The organism is Caproiciproducens galactitolivorans (genome assembly GCF_004768785.1).
GTDB classification, from domain to species: domain Bacteria; phylum Bacillota; class Clostridia; order Oscillospirales; family Acutalibacteraceae; genus Caproiciproducens; species Caproiciproducens galactitolivorans.
The window spans coordinates 199,883-218,960 of the sequence record NZ_SRMQ01000003.1 but is presented as its reverse complement, the minus strand read 5'-3'; the positions used below and the strand labels follow the sequence as shown (position 1 = coordinate 218,960).

Sequence of the window (19,078 nt, the reverse complement as noted above, 5' to 3'; positions counted from 1 at the left end):
GACTGATGTTGTGAAAAAGGCAGGAAAAATGCGAAAAAATGCAAAAAGTCCAAAAACCTTGATTCGAAATATAGTGATTCTTGTTTTAAGCGTGGTCATGCTGATAACCGGCATGGGTTGTGTTTACGCTGACCAAATGCTAAGCCGAATTAATTTTGTCCCGATGGAGGAAAATTCACAGGTAAATACCGGCGAACTTTTCCAAGCGGGCGCCAGCAGCACCAGCGCAAAAGCGGGGATTTTGGGCGGGCTCTACCATGATGACGCCATTACGAACATCCTTGTAATGGGCGTGGACGATTACCAGCCGAACGACCCCGGGCGAAGCGACAGCATGATGCTGGTCTCCGTTGACACGCGCCACAAAAAGCTGAAGCTGAATTCCTTCATGCGCGATATGTATGTCGCGATTCCCGGGCATGGGAGTCAGCGGCTGAACGTCGCCTATACGCTCGGCGGCCCGCAGCTCTCCGTTGCCACCATCGAAGCAAATTTCGGAACCGATATCGACCGCTTTGTACTGATCGATTATGCTTCTTTCTCGAAAATTATCGACAGGCTCGGCGGCGTAACCATGACGATTACAAAGGGCGAAGCGCAGCTTATTAACCAGAACTCCGGGGACTCGCGCCGCAACTTGACCGCCGGAACCTTCGTTTTGAGCGGGAAACAGGCGCTTTACTATTCCCGTATCCGTGCGATCGGCGACGACTTCGAGCGCACCCAGCGCCAGCGCAAGGTCTTTTCCAGCCTTGTTGAAAAATTCAAAACTGCGGACATCGGAACGATCAACCAGGCGCTCTACGATGTTCTTCCTCTTATTACAACCAACATGACCAAGAACGAAGTGCTGAACATGGCGGCAAATTCGCTGACCTACCTGAATTACCCGATCAGCCAGAACCGTACGCCGGGCAACAATGAATACACCTCCGAACGGGTCAGCTTCAACGGAACCCCGGCGGACGTACTCGTTCCCGATCTGGATAAATGCAGCAAGAGCCTGGCGGAATTCATTTATGAAAGCAACCTGCCAAGCAAAACGTATGACGGCGATTAAGAAATGCCGTAAAAAATTCTTCATCAAGGCCGTACGGTGGAAGCCGTACGGCCTTTTTCAAAGGAGTTAATCAGAATGCCCACCCCGCTTTACACCGCTTTAGTAGAACATAAGGAACGCGGACGCGCCTCTTTTCACACGCCGGGGCATAAAAACAACCCCGGCGCCCTTCCGCCCGATCTGCTTTCGCTCGATTTCACCGAGCTTCCAGACACGGACAGCCTGTTCGAAGCGGACGGCCCCATCGCCCGGGCGGAAAATCTTGCGGCGGAGCTGTTCGGGGCAAAACGGACCTGTATTTCCGCGGGCGGATGCACCCTCTGCATTCAGGCGATGTTCCGGCTTGCTGCGCCGGGCGGTGGCAAAATCGTCTGCTCCCGCGTTTTGCACCGCAGCGCGGTAAACACCATGGCGCTGCTGGATTTAACCCCCGTCTGGGCAATGCCGGAAGATGTGCTTTCCGTACTTGCAAAAACACCCGACGCAAAAGCGGTTTACGTAACCAGCCCGAACTATTACGGGCAGCTTCTCGATATCCCCGCCATTGCCGAAGCGTGCCGGGCGCGGGATATCCCCCTTCTTGTGGACAATGCCCACGGCGCGCATCTGATGTTCACCGAGCCAAAGCTCCACCCGCTTGCCCTCGGCGCGAGCATGACCGCCTGTTCCGCGCACAAAACCCTGAATGTGCTGACGGGCGGCGCGTGGCTCCATATTGCGGACAGCCGTTATACTGCGGACGCAAAGGAAGCCATGGCGCTGTTCGCTTCCACCAGCCCCGGCTACCCGGTAATGGCTTCGCTTGACCTTGCGCGCGAGTGGCTCCGGCTGCACCGCAGGGAATTCGGCCCTTTGCAGGAAAAGGTTTCGGAAATCAAAGCCGTAGCGCAAAACCGCGGCATTTCCCTGCCGGGGGGCTTAACGGACCCGACGCGCATCACGCTGAACACAGCCTCCGCCGGAATCCCCGGGATCGAAGCCGCCGACCTTTTCCGCCAGGCGGGCGTGGAGCCGGAGTTTGCCGACGGCGCACATGTGGTTTTCATCGCAACCCCGTTTAATACGGACCGCGATTTTCTCCGGCTGAAGGACGCAATTGAACGCTTACCGGTGCGCATCCCCCTTCCGCAGGCGCCGGAGCTGCCGGAGCTTCCCCCTGTAAAGACAAGCCTGCGCGAAGCGGTTTTTGCCCCGTCGGAAAGCGTGCCGCTTGAACAGGCGGCGGGGCGGATTGCCGCGCAGGCCGCCTGCCCCTGCCCGCCGGGCGTTCCGGTCGTGATGCCCGGGGAGGAAATCACAAAAGAAATCCTCCGGTTTTTGCGCGGGTATGGCTTTTTCGCAATAAAAGTGTTAAAATAATATTCATAAAAAAGGGTTCCTGATTTTGCATTTTCTGGAGGGATTCATTATGAAACTGGTTCTTGCGATTGTAAGCAACGACGACAGCGGCATGGTTTCCGCCGCGCTGACGAAAGAAGGATTCGCCGTTACCAAGCTTGCAACCACCGGCGGGTTTCTGATGGCGGGCAACACTACCTTCATCGTCGGTACCGAAGACGACAAGGTTGACCAGGTTATCTCCATTATTTCCAAGCAAAGCAGCCGCCGCACCCAGCTTGTACCGAGCGCAACCACCATGGATGTCGGCATGTATTCCTCATTTCCGGTTGAGGTCACCGTGGGCGGTTCCACGATTTTCGTTCTGAATGTGGACCGCTTTGAAAAGGTATGAGCCAGTTAAACCTGCACGCGGTTCCCGCCGGCGAAGAGGTAAAGCATTCGCTTGCGCTTTTGTTTGAGGAGGGCAGGCTTCCCCATGCGTTGATTTTGGAAGGTCCCCAGAAGGAGCGCAACGAGCTTGCCGCCGCATTGGCAAAGGCCTGTGTCTGCACCGACCCTGTGGAAAGCCCCTGCGGAAAATGCCCGGGGTGCATCAAGGCGGCAGCCGGCTCCCACCCGGATCTTTTTACGCTGGACGGCGACGCGGACCCGCGCGCTTTCCCAATTGATGCAATCCGCTCCATACGGTCCGACGCCTATATCCGGCCGAACGAGGCAAATTGCAAAGTATATCTGCTGTACGGTGCGCAGAATATGAGTGAGGTTTCGCAGAATGCCCTGCTGAAGGTCTTTGAGGAACCGCCCGAAAGCGTCCGGTTCCTGCTCACCGCCTCCAGCGCAGCGGCACTTCTTCCCACCATCCGCTCGCGGGCGCAGATTTTTTCGCTGGAAGCCGTTCGGGAACAAAGCGGCGTTGAACCGGAATATATAAAAAAACTGGCCGCGGCGGTTACCGCGGCGAACGAAACGGACCTGCTGTTCTTAACAGCGGATCTGATAAAAAATAAGGATCGGCTGCGCGCCGTCCTTTCGGAACTTTTGCTTCTTTTCCGCGACGCGGCGGTTTTGCGCGCAGGGGGCAGTACCTGCCTCTCCGGTCAGCCGGAAGCGGTCGCGTCACTTGGTGCGGGGTTTACCCGCGGAAAGCTTCTTACCCTTCTGGACGAGGTCCGGAAAGCGCAGCGCGCGCTTGACCGAAACGCGAACGCGGCGCTGCTTGTAACGGCTCTTTGCGCAAATTTGCGCGCGGCCGCCGGCAGATAATGCCAATTTATTCATGGGAGGTTCACATGGCCGAGGTTATTGGCGTTCGTTTTAAAAATGTAGGAAAAGTATATTATTTTGACCCCGACGGGAATACACTTAAGCAGGGGGATATGGTCATTGTTGAAACCGCGCGCGGCATAGAGTGCGGCGAAATCGCAATGGAAAACCGGCAGATCAGCGACGAAAGCATCGTCCAGCCGCTGAAAAAGCTGATCCGCGTCGCCACAAAGGAAGATTTGAAAAAGATGGCGGAAAACAACGCCAAGGAAAAAACTGCCTTCAATATCTGCCTGAAAAAAATTGCAGCCCACAAACTGGAAATGAAGCTGGTCGACGTGGAGTATACCTTCGACAACTCCAAAATCCTGTTTTACTTTACCGCCGACGGGCGGGTCGATTTCCGCGAGCTGGTAAAAGACCTGGCTTCCGTCTTCCGCACCCGCATCGAACTGCGGCAGATCGGCGTGCGCGACGAAGCGAAAATGCTCGGCGGGCTCGGCATCTGCGGCCGGCCGTTCTGCTGCTCAACGTTTCTGGGCGGATTTCAGCCGGTTTCCATCAAGATGGCAAAGGAACAGGGGCTTTCGCTGAATCCGGTGAAAATATCCGGCACCTGCGGGCGGCTGATGTGCTGCCTGAAATACGAGCAGGAAACGTATCAGGATCTGCTGCGCTCTATACCGACCGTCAATTCCGTAGTAATGACTCCGGACGGAAAGGGCACCGTAGTCGACTTGAATATGCTGACCGGCGTTTTGCAGGTGCGCATGGATACCGCCCCGGAAGCCGCGCCCAAGCTTTTTAAAGCCTCACAGGTAAAGCTGATTAAGGGCGGCCACGTAAGCATTGACCGAAACGAATTGGAACAGCTCAAGGAGCTCGAAAAGGATTAAATTATTTCCTCCTATTCTGTTGCATTTTCTGTCATTTATGATAGAATTATGTAGTAATTAAATATGGAGGTGTTTTTCCCAATGGCATATGTTATTAGTGATGAGTGCATTTCCTGCGGCGCTTGCGAAGCGGGTTGCCCGGTAAACGCGATTTCTCAGGGCGACGGTAAATTTGTCATCGATGCAGATCTTTGCACAGAGTGCGGCGCCTGCGCCGATGCATGCCCCGTAGGTGCTCCTGCACAGGAATAATATTGCAACCGGATAAAGGCGGAGCGTTTTCGGCGCCCGCCTTTTTCTTTTTATACGTCTTCAGAAAAGACGAAAACAGCATAAATAAAAAGCCCAGCACAAGCTGGACTTTTTATTCGGCTCATCGTGTATTTCTCTCTATCATTTTGGAATATGGCGCTAAGCATACGAGAAACCGGGCGGGCGTGAAGGCGCCGCAAAAGCGGAAACTGAAAATTATTGCATACTGACTTTTTGATTTATTTATAGTAAAATATTACAAGAAATCAATTTGCCTTTCTTCCATAAGATTATAAAAACGAGGGGGAAATTTGTCTTGAAGGCCGAACGCCTTGAACCGCTTTCGCGCGATTACTCCGTAATTGTTTCGCAAAGCCACCGTTTTAATACTGACACCATCCTGCTTGCCGCGTTTTCCACGCCGCGGGCGGGGGAGCTCTGCGCCGATCTGGGCACGGGCTGCGGCGCCATCCCGCTGATCTGGTGCGCGCGGGCAAAGCCGCGCAAAATATACGCCCTTGAAATCCAGGAGGAAGCCTGCGCCATGGCGCGCCGTTCGGTCGAATACAACCGGCTTTCCGAAACGGTTAAGGTCGTGCACGGGGATATCTGCGAAATTAAAAAATACGGCCTGCCCGCCGGCGAATTCGGCACCGTTGCCTGCAACCCGCCGTACAAAATCGACGGCACGGGCATACACAATCCCTCGGAGGCACTACGCGTTGCGCGGCACGAAACCGCGTGCCGGTTTGAGGACATTGCAAAAGCCGCCGCGCACCTTCTGCGGTTCGGCGGCCGTTTCTTCTGCTGTATGCGCCCGGAGCGCCTTTGCGGTGCGATGCTCGACCTGCGGAACGCCGGGCTGGAGCCGAAACGCCTGCGCTTTGTGCAGCAGCGGCCCAACCGTCCCCCTTTTCTCTTTCTTTTGCAGGCGAACCGGGGGGGGAAAGCGGGCATGACGGTCGACCCCGTCCTGTTTATTGAAGGCAGCAACGGTTTTTCCGAAGAAATGCAGCAAATATACGGCGAATACACGCTGAATAAAGGAGCTTCGGGCAAATGAACGGAAAATTAATGGTGGTGGGCACCCCGATCGGAAACCTTTCGGACTTTTCCCCCCGCGCGGTGGAAACTTTACGGCAGGCGGATTTTATCGCCGCAGAGGATACGCGCGTCACGCTGAAGCTTCTCAACCATTTCGATATTAAAAAGCCGATGATCAGCTATTTCGAGCACAACAAGCGCGAGCGCGGGCAGATCATCTGCGACCGGATCGAGCAGGGCGAAACCTGCGCCCTTGTATCCGATGCAGGCATGCCCGCAATTTCCGACCCCGGCGAACTGCTCGTCTCCCAGTGTGCGGAGCGCGGGATTCCGGTTTACGTCGTCCCCGGTCCCAGCGCGCTTGTTTCCGCGCTGGCGGTTTCCGGGCTGCCGACGGGCCGTTTTACGTTCGAAGGCTTTTTAAGCATGAACAAAAAGAGCCGCCGCGAACACTTGGAGGAACTGAAAAATGAGCGCCGCACCATGATTTTTTACGAAGCGCCGCACAAGCTCCCCTCTACCCTAAGCGACATGCTCGCCGCGTGGGGTGATCGCCGCGTCGCCCTTGTGCGGGAACTTACAAAAATCCACGAGGAAGTCATCCGCACCACGCTTTCCGAAGCGGCCCGGCGCTACGCCGACGGCGGCGCAAAAGGCGAATTCGTACTGGTGATCGAGGGCGCCCAGGCCCCGGAAAAAACAGATTTCACGCTGGAAGACGGTGCCGACATGGCGCGGGACATGATTGCTGATGGGCTTTCGCCCTCGGAGGCCGCCAAAAGGGCCGCTGCAGAAACCGGATTGAAAAAGGGTGCCATTTACAAAGCGATTTTGCAAAGCGGAAAGGAGAATCCGTAAAATATGGAAATCATTGATTTAAACACATGGCCCCGCAAGGAACATTTTGCTTTTTTCCGGCGTATGGAATACCCGCAGTTCAATATCTGCGTAAAACTGGATGTGACGCATTTTCTGCAATTTGTAAAAGAAAACGGGCTTTCCTTTTACTTCACCATGGGCTACGCGTCCGCCGCGGCCGCCAATGAAATCGAAAACTTCCGGTACCGCATCCGCGGGGAACAGGTTGTCCTGCACGAAAAGGTGCACCCGTCCTTTACCATCCTTCCGAAGGGGAAGGAGCTTTACAAAATGGTTGCCGCCGACATGACCGACGATATCCACAGCTACACCAGAACCGTACAGGAAAAGGAGCGCCGCCAGCCGGTCTTTATGGATCCGGAAGAAGAAGGGCGCGATGACCAGCTTTACTGCACCTGCACCCCATGGTTTTCCTTCACACAGGTTACGCATCCCATCATGCTCGGGTGGCAGGATTCCATCCCCCGCCTTTCCTGGGGAAAGTACCAGCGGGAAAACGGAAAGGTGCTGCTCCCCTATTCCCTACAAGCCAACCATTGCCTGATGGACGGATACCATGCCGGAAAATATCTGGAGCGCCTGCAAGAGTACATTGATGCTCTTTAATGGAAACACCCAGATTTCATTTTAAAAATTGCGTTTTTTGATGATTTCCAATTCCTGCTTCATCTGTAAAATTTCCGCTTCGCGGCTTTGTATGTACATTTCTTCTGTTTTGCATTGAACCTGTTTAAGTTCTTCGATAATATCGGTGACTTTATTAAACAGAATCGTATACATTTCTTTATAATCTACCATTTTATCACCCCCAATGCTATTTTAGAACATTATCATAAAAAAATCATATTATAGAATAATTTGTTCTAAGCTATAATTTTCTCGGTGATAAAAATGCAAGTGTATACACGTATTCGCAATCTTAGAGAGGACCATGATCTGACACAGGTGAAAGTCGGCGCCGCTGTAAACGTGACGCAAAGGGCCTACTCCTACTATGAATCCGGCCAGAGGATGATCCCCCCTAATGTTTTATGCGCTCTTGCAGATTTTTATAATGTCAGTGTCGATTATCTTCTTGGAAGAACCGATAAAAAAGAGACAAACCGTTGAATTTTGTTCCGTACCGCCCGCCGGGCGGTACTTTTTTAATTTTTGAAAATCCCTGTTGACTCTCACGTTACGTCATAGTGTATGGTATACTCAAACGGAAACAAAAAGGCAAATTGACTTCGCAGAAAAACCGCAGCCCTTCGTTCGCGTTAAAAAGCCACAAAGACCCTCCTTACGAAAAAACGCGACCGTCTGAACCAATTAATTGATCTGGCAGACAAAATCATAAAGGGGGAAACGGCCATGAGTTTTCAGGAGTTTGACACAACCGAAATTGAACACGAAAAGCACCGCCCCAAAGGGAACGGTGCTTTTCGTTTGGAAGGGTTTACTTGGAAAGGATTTTCTTGAGATCTTCGTCCGGTGTGGAAATCGGGGATATCTGAAAATTCTCCACAAGATAGTTCAGTACGTTTGGCGAAACGAACGCTGGCAAGGTTGGTCCAAGATAGATATTCTTTATCCCAAGCGACAGGAGCGTCAGCAAAATGCAGACCGCTTTCTGCTCGTACCAGGAAAGCACCAGCGTCAGCGGCAGTTCGTTTACGCCGCATTGGAAGGCGTCCGCAAGGGCAAGCGCAACGCGGATGGCGCTGTATGCATCGTTGCACTGCCCCATATCCATCAGGCGCGGCAGCCCGCCGATTTCGCCAAGGTCCAAATCATTGAAGCGGTATTTCCCGCAGGCAAGGGTAAGGATTACGCTGTCCTTCGGCGCTTTGCGCACAAATTCCGTGTAGTAATTGCGGCCGGGCTTCGCGCCGTCGCAGCCGCCGACAAGGAAGATGTGCTTAATCGCCCCGCTCTTCACCGCTTCCACAACCTTATCGGCTACGGACAGCACCGTCCCGTGGCCAAAGCCGGTTGTTACCTGTGTCCCGCCGTTGATGCCCGTCATCGGATGGTCGCTTTCATAGCCGCCCAGCTCCAGCGCCTTGTTGATAACCGGAGTGAAATCCTTCTTGTCATCAATATGTACGATTCCCGGATACTGCACCACTTCGGTGGTAAAGACGCGGTCGCGGTAGCTGTCTTTTACCGGCATCAGGCAGTTGGTGGTAAAGAGCACCGCGCCCGGAATATCCGCAAACTCCTTCTGCTGATTCTGCCATGCGGTTCCAAAATTCCCCTTTAAGTGCGGATAGGCTTTCAGCTTCGGATAGGCGTGTGCCGGAAGCATTTCGCCGTGGGTGTAAATATGGATTCCCTTGCCCTTGGTCTGTTCCAAAAGCAGGTACAAATCGTGCAGGTCGTGGCCGCTGACCACAATGAACGGCCCTTTCTCGATGGTAAGCGGCACGGTGGTGGGCACCGGTGTGCCGTAGGTTTCCGTGTTCGCCCTGTCCAGCAGCTCCATGCATTTGAGGTTGACGGTTCCGGTTTCCATCACAATGGGCAGAAGCTCGTCCATGCCCCAGTCCTCGCCAATCGCAAACAGGCCCTTGTAAAAGAAGCGGTTCACTTCCTTATCGGTATAGCCCAGCATCAATGCGTGGTAGGCATAGGCCGCCATTCCGCGCAGGCCGAACAGAATGAGGGATTTCAGGGAACGGATATCTTCGTTCTCCTCCCATAATTGCTTCATGTTGTAATCGTCGGTGCGGGAACAGGGCGAAGAGCAGCATCCGCAACCGGGAGCCAGCGCGTTTTTCTCCCTGTGGACGGCCTGAATCTGCCGGCGTACGGTTTCGCTGTCAAAGTTTACGTTGGTTATGGTGGTGAACAGCCCCTCCAGCATCGCGCGGTCGGCGGAAGCGCCGGGTTCCTTTCCGGACGCCGCACGCGCAAGGCCGATCAGCGCCCCGGTCAGTTCATCCTGCAAATTGGCGGTGTCCGCCTGCTTGCCGCAGACGCCGGCTTTTCCGGTACAGCCGGTGCACCCGGCCGTCTGTTCGCACTGGAAGCAAAACATATTCGACATTCTTTATTCCTCCTGATTATGTAATGGATTTTCTAGCATTCCGCCCGCCCCTCGCATGGTTGAATGGGAGGGGCGGAAAATCGGATTTATTTATTCGGAAATACTACAATTAAAAACATTTTAAAGCGCTCCGCCGCGCAAACGGCATGCGGCGTCTTGCTGGGCATAATAATCGTTTCCCCCGCGTGAACCGTAAACTTTTCGCCGCCTACGGTAATTTCGCCTTCACCGTCCAGCGCAACCACCATCGCGTCCCCTTCGGACTCGTGGGTGCTGATTTCCTCTCCCTTGTCGAACGCAAACAGGGTCAGGCTGAGCGCACCGTTCTGCGCCAGCGTCTTGCTGACGATCTGCCCCGGCTGATAGCTCACCTGTTCCGCCAACGGGAGCACCTGTGCGAAATCGATGTTCTTAATATACTTGTCTGCCATTTTTCTTCCTCCTTATGCTTCTTCTAAAATTTCTCCATCGGTGGATATGGTGACAACCTGCCAAGGAATCAGCTTGCCGCAGTTCATCAGCGCGCTTTTTACCGCGTTGACGATACCGCCGCAGCAGGGAACTTCCATCCGCACCACCGTAATGCTCTTGATTTCATTGTTCTTTAAAATTTCCGTAAGCTTTTCGGCGTAGTTTCCCTCGTCCAGCTTCGGGCAGCCGATTAAGGCAATCCGGTTTCTGATAAAACGGTTATGGAAATCGCCGTAAGCGTATGCTGTGCAATCCGCCGCAACCAGCAGGTTCGCGTTCTCGTAAAACGGCGCTTTCACCGGGAGCAGCTTCATCTGTACCGGCCACTGCATCAGCTGGCTTTTTGCCTGCGCCGGGGCGCTTGCCACCGCAGGCGCCGCCTCGCGCACAATGGCTTTTGCGCGGGAACCAGGGCAGCCGCCCGAATGGCAGGGGCTATTCTGCTTCATAGCCTTCTGGTGCTTTTTCACGGATTCCTCGTCATAAGCCGCCGCTTCCCGTTCAATAAAGGAGATCGCACCGGTCGGGCAGACCGGCAGGCAGTTTCCCAATCCGTCGCAGTAATCGTCGCGGATCAGCTTCGCTTTCCCGTTGACCATCGCAATGGCCGACTCTTTACAGGCATTGGCGCAAAGACCGCAGCCGTTGCATTTATCTTCATCAATATGGATAATCTTACGTATCATAAAAACACCTCTGTTTCAATTTTGATTTCCTTTACTTTCTGGCCCTAGTGTACTATACTTAAAAAAATATTTCTGTTGCAGGTGCAACAGAAAAAGAAAAGAAGTAATTTTTATGAACGAAATAACGATTTTAAAAAGGAATAAATTGTTTGAGAACATAAAGGAAGCGGATATCCCCGCTATGCTGAAATGCCTTGGGACACGGCGGCAAAATTTCCATAAAGGAGAATATATCTGTATGGCAGGCCGGACGGAACCTGCCGTAGGCATTCTGCTTTCCGGCGAAGCGCAGATCACAAAGGAAAACCGGCTGGGGGACGCGATGATCGTCGGCACAATCCGAACCGGCGACCTGTTCGGGGAGGTTTACGCCTGCATGGGGAAAAGCGTGCTGCCGGTTTCCGTTGTCGCGCTGGGGAAATGCGACGTGCTGCTCCTGCACGTGGAACGGATTGTCCACACGTGCCAGAGCGCCTGCCCATTTCACCAGCAGCTCATCACCAACCTGCTGCGGATTATGGCGGAGAAAACCGCAATGCTGAGCCGGAAAATGGAATTTATCGCTTACAAAACCATCCGGAGCCGCCTGGAAGCCTATTTTTACGACCGGATGGAGCAATGCGGTTCCAATGAATTCATTATCCCGCTGAACCGGAACGAGCTTGCCGACTATCTCTGCATGAACCGGAGCGCCATGTGCCGCGAGCTTTCGCATATGAAATCCGACGGGCTTCTGGATTATAATGGAAACCATTTTTACTGGCTAAAAAAAGACAGTTAAATGGCAAGGATTCCGCCGCTTTAAAAGCAAGCAGGGAATCCGCTGTGAAATATTTCGGAAAGGCCCCTTTTCCGAGGAAATCCGTTACTTTACATTTCCGCCATGCGCAGCATTTCGTCCGGATCCCCGATCCCCTGCATAAAATCGCCCCTCATCAGCTTCATGACGGTCTTTTCATCCTGAATTTCCTTCGCGGTGCGGATACCCGCGCGGCGGAGAAACGGAATGGACGGGCACCAGCCCTGAACGGCATGCTGCAAAAGGCAATACCCCACCACTCCGGTAAACAGGAAGCAGGGACATTTTCTCTTCATATATCCGGCCAGCGAAGCGGTTGTTATCAGCATCCCGGCGTTCGCTTCCAGAACCCTTTCCGTGTCCCATTCCTCATCCAGCTCTTGAATCCGGTTGGTCAGCTCCTCTTTGCTGCCGTCTTGAAGGAGATGAATCCGGCAAACGGTGCACGCCCGTATTCTTTTATTTATCTTTTCGCAGGTATGCTGCGGCACTCTCTCCGTTGTGGAAGAAACCCATTTTTTCATAAATACAATCCTTTCTTAACCCAATTTGAATTTTAAAAGTATTGTCTCCCGAAAAGGGCGGGTTATGAACGGAAAAACGGCTGCGAAAATTGCAAAGGATATCTGCAAAAAGCCTGTATAAAAAATGCGGCTTCTCCATGAACCGCATTCCAAACAAAAAAAAGCGGGCAAACGCCCGCTTCTGATTTCTAAATTTTTTCTTTTGTTTCAAACGGCAGCCGGTTATTCCTCCTCCAGAACAAGCTGCCCGGTTTCGCGCGTACGGCTCATATTAATCATACGCTGGTTGCGGCTCCCCCGGAAGGCAAGGGTCAAATCCCTTTCCGCTAAAATAAAGGGGCCGTCGATCAGCACGTCGGTCTGGGCAAGGAGCGCGTCCACATCCGGGTCATGGTGGTTCACCAAATCCTCATAGAGGTAACCCGTAAAAACGGTTACACTCAGCTTTTTTTCATGAACCCGCTTTGCAAGCTCCGCAAGCGGCCGCGGCTGACAAAAAGGCTCGCCGCCGCTGAAGGTTACACCGTTTAAAAGGGGGTTTTCACAGATTTCCGAAAACAAGTCCTCAATATCCACCCATTTCCCGCCATTAAAATCATGCGTCTGGGGGTTGTGGCAGCCCGGGCAATGATGGGGGCAGCCCTGTGTAAAAACAACGTAGCGGAAGCCCTTGCCGTCTACAATGGACTCCGGCTCCACGCCGCTGATTTTCAGTTTAGAGGCCATGTTTAACCCTGTCCCTTTCCTCGGCGCGCTTCGCGTTGTTCCAGCGGTCGGTTGTGCCGACCAAATAGCCGGTGATTCTGCGAATCCGCTCGAATTTCGGGCCGCCGTCGTTTTCGCGGCGGTGGCATTTCGGGCATTCGTTGTCGATGATTCCGTTGTAGCCGCAGACCGGGTCGCGGTCAACCGGATGGTTTACCGAACCGTAGCCGATGCCGCTTTCCTTCATGCAGCGGATAACCGCCTCGAAGGCTTCCAGGTTTTTGCTGGTATCGCCGTCCAGCTCAACATAACTGATGTGCCCCGCGTTGGTAAGCGCATGGTACGGTGCTTCCAGCTTGATTTTATCAAACGCTTTAATAGGATAATAAACCGGGATATGGAAGGAATTCGTATAATACTCCCGGTCGGTAACACCCGGGATTTTTCCGTATCGTTTCTGGTCAATCCGAACAAACCGGCCGGCAAGGCCTTCCGCCGGCGTTGCAAGCAATGTAAAGTTCAGCCCGGTTTTTGCGGATTCTTCGTCCATGCGCTTACGCATATAGCCGACGATTTCCAAGCCGAGCTTCTGGCTTTCTGCGCTTTCGCCGTGATGCTTTCCGGTCAGGACTTTCAGGGTTTCCGCAAGGCCGATAAAGCCCATGCTGAGGGTTCCGTGTTTGAGAACCTCCCTTACGCTGTCTTTCGGGCCGAGCTTCTCGGAATCAATCCATACGCCCTGCCCCATCAGGAAGGGGTAATTATACACTTTCTTGGAGCATTGGATTTCGAAGCGGTGCAAAAGCTGCCGGATGACCATATCCATCCTCTCGTCCAAAAGCTCATAGAATTTCTTGAGATCGCCCTTCGCTTCAATGCCGATACGAGGCAGGTTGACGGAGGTAAAGCTCAAATTCCCGCGCCCGCAGGTAACCTCTTTTGTCTTATCGTAATTGTTGCCCATTACGCGGGTACGGCAGCCCATGTAGGCAACTTCCGAGTTATAGTCGCCCTTCTTATAGTACTGCAGATTGAAGGGAGCGTCGATAAAGCTGAAGTTCGGGAACAGGCGTTTCGCGCTGACTTTGCAGGCAAGCTTGAAAAGGTCGTAGTTTGGGTCACCTTCGTTATAGTTCACGCCTTCCTTCACCTTGAAAATCTGCACAGGAAAAATCGGGGTTTCGCCGTCTCCCAAACCGGCTGAGGTGGCTTCCAGCAGGTTGCGTATCACCATGCGCGCTTCCGGGGTGGTATCCGTTCCGTAGTTAATGGATGAGAACGGCACCTGCGCACCCGCGCGGGAGTTCATGGTGTTGAGGTTGTGAATCAGGGCTTCCATCGCCTGGTAGGTTGCCCGGTCGGTATTGCTGGTTCCAGTTTCCACCGCGTAGCGGTGTGCTTTGAGCGCCTGATCGGCGTTAATCTCCTCAAATCCGTTTTCCCGCTGGTGCTTCGGAAGGTAATTTTTCAGCTCTTCACCGTACCAGTCGGCATTGGAAAGCGTAATTTGCTCTTTTATAGCGGACCGGACTGCCGCGCACAGCGCGTCGGCATCGGCTTTTTTCATGCCGTTGGCAACCTGGAAATACTGGGACAGGGCTTTATAGTAGGCTTTGCGGAACGTTTTGGTAACGCCCGGCGCCATGGAGTAGTCGAAATTCGGTATGGACTGGCCGCCGTGCATTTCGTTCTGGTTTGCCTGAATCGCAATGCAGGCCAGCGCAGCGTAGGAACGAATATCGTTCGGCTCGCGCAGCGCGCCGTGGCCGGTGCAAAAGCCTTTGTGGAACAGTTTGATCAGGTCGATCTGGCAGCAGGTTTCGGTCAGCATATAGAAGTCCTCGTCGTGAATATGGATATCGCCGCCGATATGGGCCGCCGCGATGTCCTTCGGGAGGACATAATTATTGATAAAATACTTCGAACCCTCCGAGCCGTATTTCAGCATGGTACCCATGGAGGTATCGGCGTCGATATTTGCGTTTTCACGCTTAATGTCCACGTCCTTCGCGTCACGGAATGTCAATTCCTTGTAAATATCCATCAGGTCGCTCTGCGCTTGGCGGATTTTTGCATGCTCGGCACGGTAAAGGATATACGCCTTGGCTGTTTTCGCGTAATCGACGGCGATTAGTGCTTCTTCGACGGCATCCTGAACCTGTTCCACGGTGGGAACTGTGCCGTCTGGGAAAACGGCGGAAACCTTGTCGGTAAGCTCATTCAGAAGCTCATCGCTCATAGGTTCTTCTTTCACCGCCTGATTCGCCTTATAAATCGCATTGCGTATCTTTTGTTTGTCGAACGGAACAACGACACCATTGCGTTTTTTTATTTCCAATGCCAATTTTATGCACCCTCTCAATCTCCAAAATCTTACTGTAAACTTTTATCGAGTACTATGAATTTTACAAGATTTACTTGTGCTTGTCAAGAGCAAAATACACAATATATAGTATTTAATTTCTATATACGAGATAATAATCCCTATATCTATTATTTAACAATCTTTAGAAAAGCAGACGGAAAGCACAGAAAAAGGGTCGCGGGCCGCATTCGATAGCCCGCTTATTCCTCCTTCATTTGCCGTAGCCCCCATTCGTACATCTGCTCCAGCGACGGAATCAAATCCAGCCCGTTCTGTGTTATGCGGTATTCCACTTTCGGCGGAATCTGTTGGAACTGCCTGCGGACAATCATTCCGGAAGCCGTCAACTCCCGAAGGCTCTGGCTGAGCATCATGTCCGTAATGGAAGGAATCTGTTGTTTGATTGCGCCGTAGCGCAGATCCTCCCCGCCGCGCAATGCCCACAAAATACGGATTTTCCACTTTCCCCCCACAATGGACAGCGCGTATTCCAGCGGTTCCGACGAGGCGTCTTTCGGAAACAAGGCCCTTTCTGCCTGCGCCGCAACCTGCTGCACCTTTTTTTCCCGTTTTTTCTTTTTCTCCTTGTCCTTTTTCATAATGTTTCCTCCCATACCCCTGCCATGCCCGATTCCACGGCTGCGTTGGTACGGCTCCATCATTAACAAATCGTGAAATTAAGCCTATCATAACACCGCCATGCAGTAAAGTAAATAGAAACTTCGGCGGCCGTTTTCCCCATAATGGAACAAAAAAGTGTCTTTTTTACTCATCTTAAATCCTATTTAGAAATTTCTTTGCCTTTTCCGGAAAGTTTTCCAAGTTTTCCACGGAGTTTTCCACCGCTGTTGAAAGCTTCGTGGAAAAAACGGACAATCCATGTAAGACAAGCGTAAAAGGAATCCTTCCTGCAAGAAAAAAGTGAAAAACGGCTGAAATCAAACGAGAAATCCGTATTTTTGAGCGGACCCGTCCAATGCCGCCAGAAGGTTTTCAAAAAGAGAACCTTCTATTTTTTCCGTCGGCAAATTTGGCATTTCGAAGTCGCCGGGAACGGTTCCGCTCCTTCTTTAATCCGGAAAGTTTTCAACCATCTGCCGTTCCTATGTGGAAAAGTTTTTCACTTTTAAACGGCGGTCACGCTCTGCTTTGGAAAACACACAGCCACAGTAATCCTGACGGTAGAGATTATACTGCGCAGACAGCTCGATAGACCGCTTGTAGCCGTTGCGCTTCTTAAAATCGGAAGGCAGATACCGCACGCCGTATTTCTTTTCGAGCGCCGAGCCGATTTCATTCAGCTTCTCGGCGTTTTTATACGGGCTGATGGAAAGCGTGGTTGTAAAATAATCAAAACCGCCGGCATTTGCCGCCTGCGCAGCTTCCTCAAGGCGCAGGGCATAGCAGGCAAAGCACCGTTCACCGCCCTCCGGTTCCTGCTCATGCCCCTTTGCAAGGGCAAAAAAGCGCTCGGCGTCATACGTTCCTTCCTGAAAGCGGACCGGATATTTCACCGGCAGTTCGGAAATCAGCCGCTTAACCTCTTCCATGCGCTTCTTATATTCCGTAAGCGGGGAAATATTCGGATTATAGTAAAACAGGGTGATCTGAAAATATTCGGAGAGATACTCCAGCACATAACTGCTGCACGGCGCGCAACAGGCATGCAGCAAAAGCAACGGCGCTTTGCCGTCCAGCCCGCGAAGCAGGCTGTCCAGCTCCTTCTGATAATTCCTCTTCAAATGCGGGCCCTCCTTTTGAAAAGAACGGCAGTCCGCGCATCCGCTGGCTATATGCGGTTTTTCTGCACAGAATGCCGATCCGTTATCTGCTGTTATTGTTTTTCCTTGGTACGATTGTCATCCTTCGGAAGAATCGCAATGCCCAGTTCCGCAAGCTGCACTTCGTCAACGTCCGTCGGGGCACCCGACATCAGCTCCGAAGAAGAAGCCACCTTCGGGAAGGCAATTACGTCGCGGATGCTGTCGCAATCCAGCATCAGCATAACCAGACGGTCGAGACCAAACGCCATGCCGCCGTGCGGCGGCGCGCCGTAGCGGAACGCATCAATCAAGAATCCGAAGCGTTTCTGCGCTTCCTCCGGCGTTAAGCCCAGCGCTTTAAACATGCGCTGCTGTAGCTCGGGGTCGTTGATACGGATGGAACCGCCGCCGAGCTCGTTGCCGTTCAGCACCATATCGTAGGCAATTGCTTTTACGCTTCCCGGGTCGCTTTCCAGCTTGTCAAGATCCTCAAGGCGCGGGCAGGTAAACGGATGGTGCATTGCCACAAACCGGTTCTCTTCCTTGCTGTACTCGAACAGCGGGAAATCCGTCACCCACAGGAGGCACGGCTTGCTCTTGTCAATTAAATCAAAGCGCCTTGCCAGCTCGCAGCGGAGGGCGCCGAGGGAATCAAACACAACCTTGTTTTCATCGCTGGCGACAATCAGCAGGACGTCGCCGGTTTCCGCTCCCAGTGTTTTACGTACTGCGGCCGCTTCTTCGGGGGCAAGGAATTTTTCATAGGAAGATGTTTCCCCTCCCGCCGTCAACCTTGTCCATGCAAGACCTTTTGCTCCGTAGGATTTTATCCACTCGGTCAGCTTGTCGATTTCCTTGCGGCTCAGCTTTTCCGCAAGCCCTTTCAGATTGATGCCGCGCACGCCGCCGCCGCCATCAATCGCGCCCTTGAACACACGGAACTCCGTTGACTTCAGGTCGGCTGTCAGGTCCGCCAGCTCCAGCCCAAAGCGAAGGTCCGGCTTATCGGAACCGAAGCGGGTCATGGCCTCATCCCAGGTCATGCGACGGAACGGCGTTTCCAAATCGATGCCCAGTACTTTTTTATAGACAAGCTTCATAAAGCCTTCGGCGATTTCCATAACGTCGTCGGCGCTTACAAACGACATTTCAAAGTCAATCTGCGTAAACTCCGGCTGACGGTCGGCGCGCAGATCCTCGTCGCGGAAGCAGCGCGCAACCTGCATATAGCGGTCAAAACCGGAAAGCATCAAAAGCTGCTTGTAAAGCTGTGGGGACTGGGGAAGGGCAAAGAAACTCCCGGGGAACATCCGGGAAGGAACAAGGTAATCGCGCGCGCCTTCCGGGGTGGATTTAATCAGAATCGGGGTTTCGATTTCAAAAAAACCGTTGTCGTCAAAATAATCGCGCGCTACCTTCACGATTTTATGCCTGCCGATGATCTTATCCTGTACATCGGGGCGGCGCAGGTCAAGGTAGCGGTACTTCAAACGCAAATCCTCTTTTACATTTGACTTCTCCACAATTTCAAACGGAGGGGTTTCGCTCTTCGCCAGCACACGCAGGTCGGTGACCTCCAGCTCAATGTCCCCCGTCGGAAGCTCCGGGTTTTTTGAGGAACGCTCGCGCACGACGCCGGTTGCCGCTACAACATACTCGGAGCGCATGGAAAACGCCTTATCAAATATTGCGCGGTCGGTCGCGTCGTTGAAAGCAAGCTGTAAAATGCCGGTGCGGTCGCGCAGGTCAATAAAAATCAACTGTCCCAAATCGCGCTGGCGCTGCACCCAGCCGCACACGGTTACGGTCTTGCCGATATCGCTTGCGCGCAGCTCGCCGCAGTAGTTTGTCCGTTTCATTCCCGTCATGAATTCTGCCATAAATTAGCCTCCAAAGTTAATAGAATTCTGTATTTTATTATGAAGCCCTTGCGGGGGCCTGGGGCGGCGCCCCACGTTCCCAGCCTTTCAAAAAGCGCAGCAAGCAAAAACAGCCCGGC

Annotated in this window: 21 protein-coding genes; 11 read left to right on the top strand and 10 right to left on the bottom strand. The window is 52.9% G+C overall.

Annotation, left to right across the window (positions count from 1 at the left end; all coding sequences use genetic code 11):
* Positions 1-28 precede the first annotated feature (28 nt).
* From CAGA_RS05450 to CAGA_RS05410, 9 genes are all read left to right on the top strand, one after another.
* Positions 29-1,060 (top strand): LCP family protein, encoded by a 1,032-nt coding sequence (locus CAGA_RS05450; RefSeq protein WP_135658612.1) that lies wholly within the window; start codon positions 29-31, stop codon positions 1,058-1,060.
* A 75-nt stretch (positions 1,061-1,135) separates the two neighbouring features.
* Entirely contained in the window at positions 1,136-2,419 is a 1,284-nt protein-coding gene (locus CAGA_RS05445) for an aminotransferase class I/II-fold pyridoxal phosphate-dependent enzyme (protein WP_135658609.1), read from the top strand.
* Positions 2,420-2,468: 49 nt separating this feature from the next.
* Entirely contained in the window at positions 2,469-2,792 is a 324-nt protein-coding gene (locus CAGA_RS05440) for a cyclic-di-AMP receptor (protein ID WP_135658602.1), read from the top strand.
* Complete coding sequence (locus tag CAGA_RS05435) at positions 2,789-3,664, top strand: DNA polymerase III subunit (RefSeq protein ID WP_135658599.1); 876 nt, start codon at positions 2,789-2,791, stop codon at positions 3,662-3,664. Before CAGA_RS05440 ends, CAGA_RS05435 begins: the two co-directional genes overlap by 4 nt.
* A gap of 26 nt (positions 3,665-3,690) precedes the next feature.
* Positions 3,691-4,560 (top strand): PSP1 domain-containing protein, encoded by an 870-nt coding sequence (locus CAGA_RS05430; protein ID WP_135658597.1) that lies wholly within the window; start codon positions 3,691-3,693, stop codon positions 4,558-4,560.
* Between the two features lie 81 nt (positions 4,561-4,641).
* The gene (locus CAGA_RS05425) at positions 4,642-4,812 is read left to right on the top strand and encodes a DUF362 domain-containing protein (protein WP_135658595.1); all 171 of its coding nucleotides are present in this window, start codon (positions 4,642-4,644) and stop codon (positions 4,810-4,812) included.
* A gap of 316 nt (positions 4,813-5,128) precedes the next feature.
* Positions 5,129-5,875 (top strand): tRNA1(Val) (adenine(37)-N6)-methyltransferase, encoded by a 747-nt coding sequence (locus CAGA_RS05420; RefSeq protein WP_135658593.1) that lies wholly within the window; start codon positions 5,129-5,131, stop codon positions 5,873-5,875.
* On the top strand, positions 5,872-6,714 hold the full coding sequence (gene rsmI, locus CAGA_RS05415) for a 16S rRNA (cytidine(1402)-2'-O)-methyltransferase (protein ID WP_135658591.1): 843 nt from the start codon (positions 5,872-5,874) through the stop codon (positions 6,712-6,714). The genes CAGA_RS05420 and rsmI overlap by 4 nt, the downstream gene beginning before the upstream one ends.
* Before the next feature lie 3 nt (positions 6,715-6,717).
* Positions 6,718-7,341, top strand: a complete 624-nt coding sequence (locus CAGA_RS05410) for a chloramphenicol acetyltransferase (protein WP_135658589.1) — start codon at positions 6,718-6,720, stop codon at positions 7,339-7,341.
* Between the two features lie 21 nt (positions 7,342-7,362).
* Here CAGA_RS05410 and CAGA_RS12630 read toward each other — a convergent pair whose 3' ends face one another.
* On the bottom strand, positions 7,363-7,533 hold the full coding sequence (locus CAGA_RS12630; RefSeq protein WP_167875166.1) for a hypothetical protein: 171 nt from the start codon (positions 7,531-7,533) through the stop codon (positions 7,363-7,365).
* Positions 7,534-7,626: 93 nt separating this feature from the next.
* Between CAGA_RS12630 and CAGA_RS05405 the strand changes: the two genes are divergently transcribed.
* Complete coding sequence (locus tag CAGA_RS05405; protein ID WP_135658587.1) at positions 7,627-7,845, top strand: helix-turn-helix domain-containing protein; 219 nt, start codon at positions 7,627-7,629, stop codon at positions 7,843-7,845.
* Positions 7,846-8,173: 328 nt separating this feature from the next.
* On the opposite strand, the gene hcp is transcribed toward CAGA_RS05405, so the two are convergent.
* From hcp to CAGA_RS05390, 3 genes are all read right to left on the bottom strand, one after another.
* Positions 8,174-9,766, bottom strand: coding sequence for a hydroxylamine reductase (gene hcp / locus CAGA_RS05400; protein ID WP_207669551.1), 1,593 nt, complete (start codon positions 9,764-9,766; stop codon positions 8,174-8,176).
* Between the two features lie 86 nt (positions 9,767-9,852).
* Positions 9,853-10,197, bottom strand: a complete 345-nt coding sequence (locus CAGA_RS05395) for a cupin domain-containing protein (protein ID WP_135658585.1) — start codon at positions 10,195-10,197, stop codon at positions 9,853-9,855.
* 12 nt (positions 10,198-10,209) lie between these two features.
* A complete protein-coding gene (locus CAGA_RS05390; RefSeq protein WP_135658583.1) occupies positions 10,210-10,923 on the bottom strand; it encodes an ATP-binding protein in 714 nt (237 codons plus the stop codon).
* Positions 10,924-11,035: 112 nt separating this feature from the next.
* Here CAGA_RS05390 and CAGA_RS05385 point away from each other — a divergent pair, with 112 nt between their 5' ends.
* A complete protein-coding gene (locus tag CAGA_RS05385; RefSeq protein ID WP_135658581.1) occupies positions 11,036-11,704 on the top strand; it encodes a Crp/Fnr family transcriptional regulator in 669 nt (222 codons plus the stop codon).
* Positions 11,705-11,793: 89 nt separating this feature from the next.
* On the opposite strand, the gene CAGA_RS05380 is transcribed toward CAGA_RS05385, so the two are convergent.
* The 6 genes from CAGA_RS05380 to aspS form a co-directional block, all read right to left on the bottom strand.
* Entirely contained in the window at positions 11,794-12,246 is a 453-nt protein-coding gene (locus CAGA_RS05380) for a YgaP family membrane protein (protein ID WP_135658579.1), read from the bottom strand.
* Between the two features lie 222 nt (positions 12,247-12,468).
* Positions 12,469-12,972 (bottom strand): anaerobic ribonucleoside-triphosphate reductase activating protein, encoded by a 504-nt coding sequence (gene nrdG, locus CAGA_RS05375; RefSeq protein ID WP_135658577.1) that lies wholly within the window; start codon positions 12,970-12,972, stop codon positions 12,469-12,471.
* On the bottom strand, positions 12,962-15,295 hold the full coding sequence (locus CAGA_RS05370) for an anaerobic ribonucleoside triphosphate reductase (RefSeq protein WP_135658575.1): 2,334 nt from the start codon (positions 15,293-15,295) through the stop codon (positions 12,962-12,964). Before CAGA_RS05370 ends, nrdG begins: the two co-directional genes overlap by 11 nt.
* 221 nt (positions 15,296-15,516) lie before the next feature.
* The gene (locus CAGA_RS05365) at positions 15,517-15,915 is read right to left on the bottom strand and encodes a winged helix-turn-helix transcriptional regulator (RefSeq protein ID WP_135658573.1); all 399 of its coding nucleotides are present in this window, start codon (positions 15,913-15,915) and stop codon (positions 15,517-15,519) included.
* A gap of 504 nt (positions 15,916-16,419) precedes the next feature.
* Positions 16,420-17,058 carry an epoxyqueuosine reductase QueH gene (locus tag CAGA_RS05360; RefSeq protein ID WP_207669550.1) on the bottom strand — a complete coding sequence of 213 codons (639 nt, stop codon included), beginning with the start codon at positions 17,056-17,058 and terminating at the stop codon, positions 16,420-16,422.
* 92 nt (positions 17,059-17,150) lie between these two features.
* The gene (aspS, locus tag CAGA_RS05355) at positions 17,151-18,959 is read right to left on the bottom strand and encodes an aspartate--tRNA ligase (RefSeq protein WP_135658569.1); all 1,809 of its coding nucleotides are present in this window, start codon (positions 18,957-18,959) and stop codon (positions 17,151-17,153) included.
* Positions 18,960-19,078: the final 119 nt, after the last annotated feature.

Coding starts and splice junctions, on each gene's coding strand:
- CAGA_RS05445 (WP_135658609.1), top strand. CDS start 1,136: ATGCCCACCCCGCTTTACACCGCTTTAGTAGAACATAAGGAACGCGGA.
- CAGA_RS05430 (WP_135658597.1), top strand. CDS start 3,691: ATGGCCGAGGTTATTGGCGTTCGTTTTAAAAATGTAGGAAAAGTATAT.
- CAGA_RS12630 (WP_167875166.1), bottom strand. CDS start 7,533: ATGGTAGATTATAAAGAAATGTATACGATTCTGTTTAATAAAGTCACC.
- CAGA_RS05405 (WP_135658587.1), top strand. CDS start 7,627: ATGCAAGTGTATACACGTATTCGCAATCTTAGAGAGGACCATGATCTG.
- CAGA_RS05450 (WP_135658612.1), top strand. CDS start 29: ATGCGAAAAAATGCAAAAAGTCCAAAAACCTTGATTCGAAATATAGTG.
- CAGA_RS05410 (WP_135658589.1), top strand. CDS start 6,718: ATGGAAATCATTGATTTAAACACATGGCCCCGCAAGGAACATTTTGCT.
- CAGA_RS05435 (WP_135658599.1), top strand. CDS start 2,789: ATGAGCCAGTTAAACCTGCACGCGGTTCCCGCCGGCGAAGAGGTAAAG.
- CAGA_RS05425 (WP_135658595.1), top strand. CDS start 4,642: ATGGCATATGTTATTAGTGATGAGTGCATTTCCTGCGGCGCTTGCGAA.
- CAGA_RS05365 (WP_135658573.1), bottom strand. CDS start 15,915: ATGAAAAAGGACAAGGAGAAAAAGAAAAAACGGGAAAAAAAGGTGCAG.
- hcp (WP_207669551.1), bottom strand. CDS start 9,766: ATGTCGAATATGTTTTGCTTCCAGTGCGAACAGACGGCCGGGTGCACC.
- CAGA_RS05395 (WP_135658585.1), bottom strand. CDS start 10,197: ATGGCAGACAAGTATATTAAGAACATCGATTTCGCACAGGTGCTCCCG.
- nrdG (WP_135658577.1), bottom strand. CDS start 12,972: ATGGCCTCTAAACTGAAAATCAGCGGCGTGGAGCCGGAGTCCATTGTA.
- CAGA_RS05440 (WP_135658602.1), top strand. CDS start 2,469: ATGAAACTGGTTCTTGCGATTGTAAGCAACGACGACAGCGGCATGGTT.
- rsmI (WP_135658591.1), top strand. CDS start 5,872: ATGAACGGAAAATTAATGGTGGTGGGCACCCCGATCGGAAACCTTTCG.
- CAGA_RS05390 (WP_135658583.1), bottom strand. CDS start 10,923: ATGATACGTAAGATTATCCATATTGATGAAGATAAATGCAACGGCTGC.
- CAGA_RS05385 (WP_135658581.1), top strand. CDS start 11,036: ATGAACGAAATAACGATTTTAAAAAGGAATAAATTGTTTGAGAACATA.
- aspS (WP_135658569.1), bottom strand. CDS start 18,959: ATGGCAGAATTCATGACGGGAATGAAACGGACAAACTACTGCGGCGAG.
- CAGA_RS05380 (WP_135658579.1), bottom strand. CDS start 12,246: ATGAAAAAATGGGTTTCTTCCACAACGGAGAGAGTGCCGCAGCATACC.